We start from the raw sequence: 11,688 nt of genomic DNA on the forward strand, positions 1-11,688 counted from the left end.
TTTGCGTCGAGGAGAAGAGTTCCGGTTTCGACACGATATCTGGAAAGCCCTTGCGGGCTGGATCACCATGAAATCTATTCACGCCGAACGCACCTCGAGGTGCCGCCGATGATTCTTTCGTCGTTGCTGCAGCGCGCCGCCGCTTCCTCGCTCGATCCCGATGCGGATCTCGCGCAGTCCGGGCGCGACCCGCGGCCCGAGCTCGAGGGACCGCAGCCGCATCTCTACGCGGACGAGGACCTGTCGGCGATACCGTCGATGGCCAGGGGCCGCGCGGAGCCGTCGGGCATCGTCGGCGAGCTGGTCGAGGCGGGCGATGTGGAGGCGCGCGCGCGCCTCGTGCGCGGCCTGCTGCACCAGCTCGGCTTCGAGTGGCTGGGCTACGGCGCCGTCACTTTCATGGCGGGCAGCCTGTGGCCGCTGAGTTTCTTCACCAGCTATGCCAACGCCGGATGGATGCGGCGCTACTTCGCGTACCGGCACTACCAGGTCGACACGCGGCACCAGGATGCGCCGGCCTCGAGCCTGCCGCTGATCTGGGATGTCGGCCAGCTGGAGGCACAGCTCGACCGCTCCGATCGTCCGGCCCAGCGCCGGCAGTTCATCGAGGACCTGCATGCGAGCGGCATCCGCAGCGGGCTGTTCCTTCGCCTCGCTTCGCCCACTCACGTCAACGAGCACACGCTGATCAGCCTCCTGTCCAGCACGCCCGGACGCGATTGGATCGACGGCGGCGTGACGGGCCGTGCGCTGCTGCTCAGCCTGAGCGTGCATGAGTACCTGTCGCGCCATACGCGCCTGCCGGCGGCGCCTGCGGCGGCGCGCATCGACTTGTCGCAGCTCTCGCCCACGCAGCAGTACATCCTCGAACACCTGCTGCAGGGCCGCAGCGACAAGGAGATCGCCTACCGCCTGCAGCTGTCGGCGCACACGGTGGACTACCACATGCGCCAATTGCGACGGCGCTTCTCGGCACGCAACAGGGTTCAGTTGGTGAAGGCCGCGACGCAATCGCAGTTCGGCGAGAGCAACTTCGGCATGGTCGGATAGGCCTCGGGCCTGTTAGCGTTAACAGCCCCTAGACCGGTACCGGACTGCGCTCCGAGAATTGCCCGTTCCAGTAGGGGTAGTAGGGGTAGGGCGGCGTGACGGCGCTCGCCGCATCGAGGCGCGCAACCTGCATCGTCGTGAGCTTCCAGCCGAGCGCGCCGAGGTTCTGCTTCAACTGATCCTCGTCGCGCGCACCGATCAGCACGCTCGAAACCGTGGGCCGCTGCAGCAGCCAGTTGAGCGCGATCTGCGGCAGCGTCTTGCCGGTCTCCTCGGCCACCTGATCCATCGCATCGATCACGCGGTACAGGCGCTCGTCGTCCACCGGCGGCGCGAAGCCGGCCGTATCGTGCAGCCGGCTGCCCGCGGGCAGCGGCCGGCCGCGCCGGATCTTGCCGGTGAGGCGGCCCCAGCCCAGCGGGCTCCAGACGATCGCGCCCACGCCCTGGTCGATGGCGAGCGGCATCAGCTCCCATTCGTAGTCGCGTCCTACCAGCGAGTAGTAAGTCTGGTTCGCGACGTAGCGCGAAAGGCCCAGGCGGTCCGACGCGGCCAGCGACTTCATCAGCTGCCAGCCCGAGAAATTGGAGACGCCGATATGGCGCACCTTGCCGGCGCGCACCAAATCGTCGAGCGTGCCCACCACCTGCTCCACCGGCGTCATGGCATCGAAGGCGTGCAGCTGCAGCAGGTCGATGTAGTCGGTGCCCAGCCGCTTGAGCGCCGCGTCGGTGCCGGCTATCAGGTGATGGCGCGAGGAGCCGACGTCGTTGGGACCGTCGCCCGCGCGCAGCGAGAGCTTGGTCGAGAGGATCACCTTGTCGCGCCGGCCCTGCACCGCGGCGCCGAGAATCGATTCGGAGGCGCCGCTCGAGTACACGTCGGCGCTGTCGAAGAGGTTGACGCCGGCCTCGAGGCAGATGTCGACGATGCGGCGCGCGCCGGCGACGTCGGTGTTGCCCCAGGCGCTGAAGAGCGGGCCCTGGCCGCCGAAAGTGCCGGCGCCGAAGCCGAGGGCCGGCACCTTGAAGCCGGAGTTGCCGAGATAGCGATGTTCCATGACGAGTCCTTAGGGTTGGAATGAATGATTCAGCTGCGGACGGGCGCGCAGGCCAGCGGCAGTTCGCGCCGATCGAGCGCACGGCTCCAGAGCGCGACCGCGAGGCCAGCGAGCGTGAGCAGTGCGGCTACCCAGCCGAGCGCGCCGAGCCCCGGGCCGCGGTCGATCACCACGCCGCCGACCCAGGCGCCGAGCGCATTGCCGAGGTTGAAAGCCGCGATGTTGAGGCTGGATGCCAGGTTCTGCCCGGCGCCGGATGCTTTCTCGAGCACGCGCAGCTGCAGCGGCGCGACGGTCGCGAAGGCGGCGATGCCGAGCAGGCCGACGAACAGCGCCGCCGTCACGCCCGAGTGGAGCGCCGGCTCCATCACGGCCAGCACCACGGCGAGCGCCGCCAGGGTGCCCAGCACGGCCGGCATCAGCGAGCGGTCGGCCAGCCTGCCGCCCAGGATGTTGCCCACCGCGAGGCCGACGCCGAGCAGCAGGATCGGCGACACAGCGGCCTCGGACAAGCCGGTGATGCGGGTCAGGAGCGGCTGGATGTAGGTGAACACCGCGAACACGCCGGCAAAGCCGAGCACCGTCATCGCGAGCCCGAGCAGCACCTGCGGCCGGGCCAGCACCGCGAGCTCGTCGGCGAGCGAGGCGGGCGCCTGCTTGTCGGCGGCCCGATCGCGCGGCACGAAGACCGCAAGCACCGCGAAGGCGAAGACGCCGATCAGTGCCACGGCCCAGAAGGTCGAGCGCCAGCCGAAGTGCAGGCCCAGCCAGGCGCCGGCCGGCACGCCGAGCATGGTCGCGGCCGTGAGGCCGGTGAACATGACCGCGATCGCCGAGGCGCGCTTCTCCGGCGCGACCAGGCCCGTGGCCACCACCGCGCCGACGCCGAAGAAGGTGCCGTGCGCGAGCGAGGTGATCACGCGCGCAGCCATCAGCATCTCGTAGTTGGGCGCCAATGCACAGGCGATGTTGCCGAGCGTGAAGATCGCCATCAGCGCGAGCAGCACGGTCTTGCGCGGCACGCGCCGCGTGGCGATGGTGAGCAGCGGCGCGCCGACTGCGACCCCGAGCGCGTAGCCGGAGATCAACAGGCCGGCGGCCGCGATGGAGACATGAAGATCCGCCGAGACCTGCAGCAGCAGGCCCATGATGACGAATTCGGTGGTGCCTATTCCGAAGGCACCGGCGGTGAGGGCGAGGAGGGCGACAGGCATGATGCTTCGTACTGTGCGGGCATCGAAGTGTCTTGACTAGGATGGCTGATGGACAAGCATTGATGAGTTGAAGTCAACAATGCAGGCGCCAGGGCATACACCCGGCATTCGGCATAGAATGTACAGACCGTACAGAAGGAGTGAACATGTCGTTGCGAACCGTCGGGCTCGAACAGGGCCGCAATACGCTGCCGGAACTCGCTTCCCGCGCGCACTCAGGGGAACCGAGCCTCCTCACGCGGCACGGCAAGCCCTACGCCGCGATCGTGTCGCCCGACGTGCTGATGAGGTCGAGGCCGCGCACGCGTTTCCTGAGCTTGCGCGGCACCGGCAAGGGGCTCTGGGGCGCCTCACCTTCGCAGGCGATAGCCGACGCTCGCAGCGAGTGGGACTGAGTGGCTGCCGCACGCGCGAAGCAGGCGGTACGCAAGCCACGGCCGCGCAAGACGGTTGCGGCCGCATCGCTATGGGGTGGTCTGCGCGGCGGCGATCTCGTCGTCGTGGATTCGGCCCCGCTCATCTACCTGCTCGACGACCATCCGGACTTTGCGCCCATGTTCGAGGGCCTGTTCGAACTGCACGCACAAAGCGTGATCCAGATTGCAATCTCGACAATCGCCATGGCGGAAGTCCTCGCTGGCCCTTTCAAGCACGGTCAGGACGTATTGGCGAAGCGCTATGAAAAAGCAATGGCCGGATTCGATGTGGTTCCTGTTTCTCAGGAGATTGCCGTGACCGCTGCGCGCATCCGCGCGAGCACGGGGCTGCGCTTGCCAGACGCGATGCAGGCCGCTACCGCTCTGGAGATCGGTGCGATTGCCTTGGTGACGCACGAGCGCGATTTTTCTCGGCTGGCGGACTTGCGCGTCCTCCTCGGCGACAGCGTCTAGCCAATCGCCACCGACATGCCCCGCATCGACGTGAACCGTTCCGGCGAAATGGAGGCCTTCGTCCAGGTCGTCGACCGCGGCAGCTTCTCGGCCGGCGCGCGCGTGCTGGGCATGACGCCTTCGGCCGTCAGCAAGCTGGTCGCGCGGCTGGAGGCGCGGCTGGCCACGCAGCTGGTGCACCGCTCCACGCGCAAGCTGCAGCTTACGCCCGAGGGCCAGAATTTCTACGAGCGCAGCGTGCGCGTGCTGGCCGACATGGACGAGGCCGAGCGCTGCGCAGCGGCCGGCGCCGCGCCGCGCGGGCGCGTGCGCATCAACGCCAGCATCTCCTTCGGCCACCTTCTGCTGATGCCGCTGGTGCCGCGCTTCCTCGAACTGCATCCGCAGGTGACGCTGGACATCGTGCTGACCGATCGCGTGGTCGACCTGATGGACGAGCGCACCGACGTCGCGATCCGCTGGGGCCCGCTGCCGCCCTCCGACCTGGTGGCGCGCCATCTCTTCGACACGGGCCAAGCCATCGTCGCATCGCCCGCCTACCTGGAGCGCTACGGCACGCCGCGCACGCCGCAGGAGCTGGAAGCGCACAACCGCATCGGCTCCAGCTACCACCGCAGCGTACCCGACTGGCCGCTGGTGGTCGACGGGCGCCCGATCGACATGCCGGTCGTGGGCTCGGTGCGTGCCGGCGATGGCGAAACGCTGCGCCGGTTGGTGCTGGAAGGCGTCGGGTTCGGCCGGCTCTCGCTCTATCACATCCAGCCCGACATCGAGGCCGGCCGGCTGGTGCCGGTGCTGGAGGAATTCAATCCGCGCGACATGACGCCGGTGCATGCCGTCTACCTCGGCAAGCCCGGCCGCCTGCCGGCGCGAGTGCGCGCCGTGCTCGACCACCTGTCGGCGCAGCTCGCCGACAATAGCTGGGCACGACCATGAAGGAAGTTCCCGACGCCATCGTCTGCGAGGGCTGCGACGCCGTCTACCGCCGCACGCCGCTGCGCCCGCGCGAGGCCTCGCACTGCGCGCGCTGCGGCACCGAGCTCGACCGGCATGCGGGCGACCAGGGCGCGCGCGTGCTGCCGCTCACGGTGGCGAGCCTGATCCTGTTCGCGATCGCCAACCTGTTTCCGATCGTCGAGATCGAGTTGCGCGGCCTCAGCAGCCAGACCACGCTGGCCGGCGCGGTGATCGTGCTCACCGGCGAGGGCATGTCGGTGGTGGCGCTGCTGGTGCTGGCCACCACCATCCTCTTTCCCTTGCTGCAGCTGTGCATCCTGTTCTACCTACTGGTGCCGATGGCGCGCGAGCGGCGGCCGGCCGGCTTCGGCGTGCTGGTCCGGATCCTGCAATCGCTCAGGCCGTGGGGAATGATCGAGGTCTTTCTGCTCGGCGTGCTGGTGGCCATCGTCAAGCTCTCGAGCCTGGCGCAGGTGGTGGCCGGACCGGCGCTGTGGGGCTTCATGGGCCTCACGGTGCTGTTGACGGCGGTGCTGTCCTTCAACCCGCGCACCTTCTGGGAAATGGCCTTCGAGCCGCGGCCGGGACAGAAGGCATGACGGCGACGGCGCCGATCATCAGGACGGCGGCGCGGCTCGGACTCCTGAGCTGCCGCCATTGCGGCACCGTCTGGCAGGGCGCCGCCGAGGGCGAGGCCTGCGGGCGCTGCGGCACGCACCTGCATCGCCGCAAGCCCCACAGTATCCAGCGCACCTGGGCCTTGCTGATCGCGGCCTGCATCATGTATGTGCCGGCCAACCTGCTGCCGGTGATGATCACCAAGAGCCTGCTGGGCACGCAGTACGACACGATCCTCTCCGGCGTGATCTACTTCTGGGTCTCGGGCGCCTATGGGCTGGCGGCGATCATCTTCATCGCCAGCTTCCTGGTGCCGCTGTTCAAGCTGACGGCGCTGATGCTGCTGGCTTACATGGCCCAGCGGCACAGCCCCGCCGGCCAACTCGAACGCGCGCGGCTCTATCGCATCCTCGAGGTGGTCGGCCGCTGGTCGATGCTCGACGTCTTCGTGGTGTCGCTGTTGGCCGGCCTGGTGCGCATCCAGGGCTTCGCCGAGATCACGGCGGGCGTCGGCATCGCCGCATTCGGCGCGGTGGTGGTGCTGACGATGCTGGCCTCGCTGAGCTTCGATCCGCGCCTCACCTGGGACAGCAAGGACGTCATGGAAGAAGCGGAACCCGCGCACGACATGCACGGAAGAAAAGAAGGGATTGCATGAGCCCCGCCCGGCCGCCCGAAGGGGTTCGCACCGCAATGCGTAGCACGGAGGTTGCCCAATGAGCGACGAAGACAAGACGCCACCGCTGGCCGAACCGGTCGTCGCCAGGCGCCGCAACTGGCTGCCTTCGCTGATCTGGCTGATTCCCATCGTGGCGGCGCTGGTCGGCATCGCGCTGGTCGCCCGCATCCTGCTCGATCGCGGGCCCGAAGTGGTGCTGACCTTCAAGACCGCCGAGGGACTGGAAGCGGGCAAGACCGCGGTCAAGTACAAGGACGTGCAGATCGGCACGGTGCAGACCATTCGGCTGGCCAACGATCGCTCGCATGTGCGCGTGCTGGTGCAGCTCACCAAGGAGGCCAAGGGCTTCACTGCCGCCGACACGCGCTTCTGGGTGGTGCGGCCGCGGCTCGACACCTCGGGCATCTCGGGCCTCGGCACCTTGCTGTCGGGCGCCTACATCGGCGCGGACGCGGGCAGCTCGAAGGAGACGGCCGGCGAGTTCACCGGGCTCGAGGTGCCGCCGATCGTCACGCGTGACGCCTCGGGGCGGCAGTACCTGCTGCGCGCACACGACGTGGGCTCGCTCGACATCGGCTCGCCGGTCTACTTCAGGCGCATCAAGGTGGGCCAGCTCGCGGCCTACGAACTCGACGGCGACGGCCGCGGCGTCACGCTGCGCGTGTTCATCAATGCGCCCTACGACAAGTTGGTCGGCGTCAACACGCGCTTCTGGCATGCGAGCGGCCTCGATGTGGAACTGAGCGCGAGCGGCGTCAAGCTGCGCACCCAGTCGCTGGCCACGGTGCTTCTCGGCGGCATCGCCTTCCAGGCGCCCGACGATGCGATGGGCCCGGCGGCGCAGGAAAACGCCGCGTTCACGCTGGCCGCCGACGAAACCACGGCGATGAAGGCACCGGACGGGCCCTCGCAGACGCTGCTCTTGTACTTCAACCAGTCGCTGCGCGGCCTGTCCCCGGGCGCGGTGGTCGATTTCCGCGGCGTGGAGATCGGCGAGGTCAAATCCATCGGCGTCGAGTTCGACCGCCAGGAGAACCAGTTCAAGATGCCGGTGCTGATTCAGGTCTATCCCGATCGCCTGCGCCGCGGCGCAGGCCACGAGCCGGACGAGTCGCGCTATGCGCAGACCGATCGCCTGCGCTTCCTGGTCGCCAAGGGGCTGCGGGCGCAGCTTCGCACGGGCAACCTGCTCACGGGCCAGGTGTACGTGGCGCTCGACTTCTTCCCGAAGGCGCCGCCGGCGAAGATCGACATCAACCAGAACCCGATCGAGATGCCGACGGTGCCCAACAGCCTGGACGAGATCCAGGCGCAGATCGGCGAGATCGCCAGCAAGCTCAACAAGGTGCCGTTCGAGGAGATCGGCTCCGATCTGCGCAAATCCCTGGCCACGCTCAACAAGACGCTCGGCAGCGCCGAGCAGCTCGCGGGCCGGCTGAACAACGACGTCGCACCCGAGATGACGGCCGCGATGAAGGATGTGCGCAAGACGCTCAATGCCGCCGACAAGACGCTGGCCGACGATTCGCCGCTGCAGCAGGACCTGCGCCAGACTCTACAGGAGGTCGCGCGCGCGGCCGGGTCGCTGCGCATCCTGACCGACTACCTCGAACGCCATCCTGAATCGCTGATTCGCGGCAAGCCGGAGGACAAGAAGAGATGAGAACGACGAATACCCGGGCGGCGGCCTTGCTCGCCGCCATGCTGCTTGCGGGCTGCGCCAGCACCGCGCCGCAGTACTACAGCCTGGCCGAGACCGCGCCGATCGCGCCGACCGCGCCCACAGCGCGCATGCCGGCCGCGGGCAGCAACGCGCTGCTCTTCATCGAGCTGGCGCCCGTTGCCATGCCCGAGCGCTTCGCGCGCCCGCAGCTGGTGGTGCGGCAGAAGGCCGCCATCGACGGGCCGCAGGTCGACGTCCTCGAAGAGCACCGCTGGTCCTCCTCGTTCGAGAACGAACTGCGCGACGCCTTGGGCAGCGGCATCGCAGGCCGCCTCGGCGCCGTCGACGCGACCCGGGGCGGATCGCCGCGCGGCCAGCCGGTGGTGCGTATCGCCGTCCAGCTGCGGCAGTTCGACGCGGTGGAAAGCAGCCGCATCGATGCCGGCTTCAGCTGGACCCTGCGCCGCCGCGACGAGGGCCTGCCGGTCGCCTGCCAACTGGCGCTGTCGGAGCCGGTCGACGGGGCCGGCATCGATGCGCTGGCCCGCGGCACCCAGCGCGCCACCGCGAAGCTGGCCGACGCCATCGCGCGCAGCGTGACGGCGAATGCCTGCCCGGGTTGAGATGAACGACGCCGGCTTCGCACTGTTCGACACCCCCATCGGCGCCTGCGGCATCGCCTGGGGGCCGCGCGGCATCGTCGGCGTGCAGTTGCCCGAAGCCGGGGAGGGCGCGACGCGCGCGCGCATGCTGCGGCGTTTTCCGCGCCTGAACGAGACCGAGCTCCCGCCCGAGGTGCAGAAGGCAACGGCCTCGATTCGCGCCCTGATGGCGGGGGAGCCGCTCGACCTGGCGGAGATCGCGCTCGACTACGAGGGCGTCTCCGACTTCCACCGCCGCGTCTACGAGATCGCGCGCCGCATCGTGCCGGGGCAGACGCGCAGCTACGGCGAGATCGCGGCCGAGCTCGGCGACAAGGGCCTGGCGCGCGCCGTCGGCCAGGCGCTGGGCCATAACCCTTTCGCGCCGGTGGTGCCTTGCCATCGCGTGCTCGCCGCCGGCGGAAAGCCCGGCGGCTTCTCGGCGCACGGCGGTGCGACGGCGAAGCTCAGGATGCTGATGATCGAAGGCGCGAGGCCGCAGAGCGATACCGCGCCCTTGTTCTGAACCGTGACGCATCTGCCGGGCGGGCATGGCGAGCCCTTGTCCGACATCACAACCTGTTAGGAATGCGTCATTTTGTATTAGCATTCGCCTCAAGAGCAGGAGAGTCAGTTTCGAGTCAGCAAAGCTGATTCGGGCCTGATGGCCTCCGCGCAACCGGGGAACTCGATGCCAACACGAGGTAAGGACAACTTTCTGATCTTCGGCTCCCCGAAGATCGAAGAGGACGAGATACTGGAGGTCGAGGCGGTCATGCGCTCCGGCTGGCTCGGCACAGGCCCGCGGGTGGCGCAGTTCGAGCATGATTTCGGCGTCTACCGCGGTGCAGCGCATGCCGTAGCGTTGAACTCCTGCTCGGCAGCCCTTCATCTTTCCCTGCTGGCCTCCGGCGTCGGGCCGGGCGACGAAGTCATCACCACGCCGCTGACCTTCTGCGCAACGGTCAACGCCATCATCCACACGGGGGCGACGCCGGTGCTGGCGGACATCGACCCCGACACGCTGAACATCGATCCGGTGCAGGTGCGAGCCAGGTTGAGCGAGCGCACGCGTGCCATCGTGCCGGTTCACTTCGCGGGGCGGCCCTGCGAAATGGACGAGCTGATGTCGCTGGCGCGGCAGTACGAACTCAAGGTCATCGAGGACTGCGCCCACGCCATCGAAACGCAGTACCACGGCCGCAACGTCGGCACGATCGGCGACTTCGGCTGCTTCTCGTTCTACGTGACCAAGAACGTCGTCACCGGCGAGGGCGGCATGGTCCTGGCGCGCAAGGAAGAAGACGCTGCCCGCATCAAGGTGCTGGGCCTGCACGGGATGAGCAAGGACGCGTGGAAGCGCTTCGGCGACGAGGGCTACAAGCACTACTACGTCGTCGAGGCCGGGTTCAAGTACAACATGATGGACCTGCAGGCGGCGATCGGCCTCAAGCAGCTGGCACGCGTCGAGTCGTACTGGCAGCGGCGCAGGGCGATCTGGGAGCGCTATACCGCTGAATTGGCGGACATGCCTCTCCAGCTGCCCCCGAAACCGGCGCCGGATACGCGCCACGCACATCATCTCTTCAGCGTGCAGGTCGACGAGGCGCGCTGCGGCATCTCGCGCGACGGCTTCCTCGACGCCATGACGGCGCAGGGCATCGGCGTCGGCGTGCACTACCTGGCATTGACCGAGCACCCCTACTATCAGCAAAGCCTCGGCTGGCGGCCCGAGCACACGCCGCATGCCACGCGCGTGGGCAGACAGACCGTCTCGCTGCCGATCTCGGCCAAGCTGAGCGATCAGGACGTCGGCGACGTGATTTCCGCGGTGCGGCTGATTCTGCAGCCGCATGCAGCGCTGGCATCCACTGCGTCGTGCTGATTTCCATCCTCATCCCGGCTTACGCGCGGCCGGAACAGCTGGCCGAAGCGCTGGCAAGCATCGCGCAGCAGGATCGCTCACTGATCGGCGAGATCATCATCGGCGACGACAGCCCGCGCTCGTACTGGGCGAGCAACCAGGCCGTCATCGCGGCGAGCGGCCTGGCGGAGCTCATCGAATATCTGCCGAGCGAACCGTCGAGGGGGACCTATCCCAACCAGTGGTTCCTGGCTTCGCGGGCCAAGTGCGAGCATCTGCTTTTCCTGCACAACGACGACCAGCTTTGCCCCGGCGCGCTGAGCCTGCTGGCGAATGCCTGCGCCAGCGAGACCGATCCGCGCGTGAAGCTGTGGTTCGGCACGCACTCGATCATGGACGAGGCGGGTGTGGTCGATCCCGAGCGAACCGCCGCCAGCGACCGGTGGTTCGGCAGGCAGGGCCCGGGTGCGACGCGCCCGGTGTGGGAGTGGTGCCTGACGGAGTCCATCCCCTCCAATGCCTTCCTGGTGGAGACGGCGACCTACCTGCAATACATGCGCGGCGAGCACGACGGCAACGTGGGGGACTGGGCCTTTTCGGTACGTCTGGCCAACGGCGGCGGCTGGGCGCGCTTCATCGGGCAGGTCGTATCGCGCTACAGGGTGCAGGCCGGATCCGTCACGAGTGCCGGGCGCGGCGTCGACGCCCACCGGGCCTACGAACTGGCGTGCGAATTGCGCGTGCCTCCCGAAATGGAAGCGGCGAAGCGCAAGCGCTTCAACCGGTACATGCTGGTCGTGGCCGTGCGCTATGCGCGCGATGGCGAACGCATGAACGCATGGCGAGCCTTCCTTTCGCCCGACGTTCCCTGGCGGGAGAGATTCTCCCTTCGCTCGGGCCTGGTGCTCTCGATGCTGTTGACGCCGCGGCCGTTCTGGCTCTGGGCGCTGCATTACAAGAAGTGAGCGGGTCGGCGGCTACGGCGGCGCCTTGATCGGCTTCGGCTCGAGAACCGCGCGGATCACGCCGCGGCGCTGTGCTAGCACAGCGCG

Annotated in this window: 13 protein-coding genes; 11 read left to right on the top strand and 2 right to left on the bottom strand. The window is 68.2% G+C overall.

Annotated elements, in window-relative coordinates; translation table 11 throughout:
- Positions 1 to 108 precede the first annotated feature (108 nt).
- Positions 109 to 1,050, top strand: a complete 942-nt coding sequence (locus EJI01_RS01105; RefSeq protein ID WP_126835268.1) for a helix-turn-helix transcriptional regulator — start codon at positions 109 to 111, stop codon at positions 1,048 to 1,050.
- Between the two features lie 28 nt (positions 1,051 to 1,078).
- On the opposite strand, the gene EJI01_RS01110 is transcribed toward EJI01_RS01105, so the two are convergent.
- Positions 1,079 to 2,110, bottom strand: a complete 1,032-nt coding sequence (locus EJI01_RS01110) for an aldo/keto reductase (protein WP_126835269.1) — start codon at positions 2,108 to 2,110, stop codon at positions 1,079 to 1,081.
- A 29-nt stretch (positions 2,111 to 2,139) separates the two neighbouring features.
- On the bottom strand, positions 2,140 to 3,324 hold the full coding sequence (locus EJI01_RS01115; RefSeq protein WP_126835270.1) for an MFS transporter: 1,185 nt from the start codon (positions 3,322 to 3,324) through the stop codon (positions 2,140 to 2,142).
- A gap of 146 nt (positions 3,325 to 3,470) precedes the next feature.
- Here EJI01_RS01115 and EJI01_RS01120 point away from each other — a divergent pair, with 146 nt between their 5' ends.
- The 10 genes from EJI01_RS01120 (at position 3,471) to EJI01_RS01165 (ending at position 11,601) form a co-directional block, all read left to right on the top strand.
- Complete coding sequence (locus EJI01_RS01120; RefSeq protein ID WP_126835271.1) at positions 3,471 to 3,719, top strand: type II toxin-antitoxin system Phd/YefM family antitoxin; 249 nt, start codon at positions 3,471 to 3,473, stop codon at positions 3,717 to 3,719.
- Positions 3,720 to 4,214, top strand: coding sequence for a type II toxin-antitoxin system VapC family toxin (locus EJI01_RS01125; RefSeq protein ID WP_126835272.1), 495 nt, complete (start codon positions 3,720 to 3,722; stop codon positions 4,212 to 4,214). It begins immediately after the preceding gene.
- 15 nt (positions 4,215 to 4,229) lie between these two features.
- On the top strand, positions 4,230 to 5,150 hold the full coding sequence (locus EJI01_RS01130; RefSeq protein ID WP_126835273.1) for a LysR family transcriptional regulator: 921 nt from the start codon (positions 4,230 to 4,232) through the stop codon (positions 5,148 to 5,150).
- A complete protein-coding gene (locus EJI01_RS01135; RefSeq protein WP_126835274.1) occupies positions 5,147 to 5,770 on the top strand; it encodes a paraquat-inducible protein A in 624 nt (207 codons plus the stop codon). The genes EJI01_RS01130 and EJI01_RS01135 overlap by 4 nt, the downstream gene beginning before the upstream one ends.
- Positions 5,767 to 6,447 carry a paraquat-inducible protein A gene (locus EJI01_RS01140; protein WP_126835275.1) on the top strand — a complete coding sequence of 227 codons (681 nt, stop codon included), beginning with the start codon at positions 5,767 to 5,769 and terminating at the stop codon, positions 6,445 to 6,447. Before EJI01_RS01135 ends, EJI01_RS01140 begins: the two co-directional genes overlap by 4 nt.
- Positions 6,448 to 6,505: 58 nt before the next feature.
- Complete coding sequence (locus EJI01_RS01145) at positions 6,506 to 8,131, top strand: intermembrane transport protein PqiB (RefSeq protein ID WP_126835276.1); 1,626 nt, start codon at positions 6,506 to 6,508, stop codon at positions 8,129 to 8,131.
- Complete coding sequence (locus EJI01_RS01150) at positions 8,128 to 8,754, top strand: membrane integrity-associated transporter subunit PqiC (RefSeq protein ID WP_126835277.1); 627 nt, start codon at positions 8,128 to 8,130, stop codon at positions 8,752 to 8,754. The genes EJI01_RS01145 and EJI01_RS01150 overlap by 4 nt, the downstream gene beginning before the upstream one ends.
- Entirely contained in the window at positions 8,738 to 9,298 is a 561-nt protein-coding gene (locus EJI01_RS01155; RefSeq protein WP_260602262.1) for a methylated-DNA--[protein]-cysteine S-methyltransferase, read from the top strand. The genes EJI01_RS01150 and EJI01_RS01155 overlap by 17 nt, the downstream gene beginning before the upstream one ends.
- A 165-nt stretch (positions 9,299 to 9,463) precedes the next feature.
- Positions 9,464 to 10,657: a DegT/DnrJ/EryC1/StrS family aminotransferase gene (locus EJI01_RS01160; protein ID WP_126835278.1), complete on the top strand. Its 1,194-nt coding sequence runs from the start codon at positions 9,464 to 9,466 to the stop codon at positions 10,655 to 10,657.
- Positions 10,651 to 11,601, top strand: coding sequence for a glycosyltransferase family 2 protein (locus EJI01_RS01165; RefSeq protein WP_185878779.1), 951 nt, complete (start codon positions 10,651 to 10,653; stop codon positions 11,599 to 11,601). The genes EJI01_RS01160 and EJI01_RS01165 overlap by 7 nt, the downstream gene beginning before the upstream one ends.
- Positions 11,602 to 11,688: the final 87 nt, after the last annotated feature.

The sequence above is a fragment of the Variovorax sp. MHTC-1 genome (assembly GCF_003984645.1).
GTDB lineage: Bacteria > Pseudomonadota > Gammaproteobacteria > Burkholderiales > Burkholderiaceae_C > Variovorax.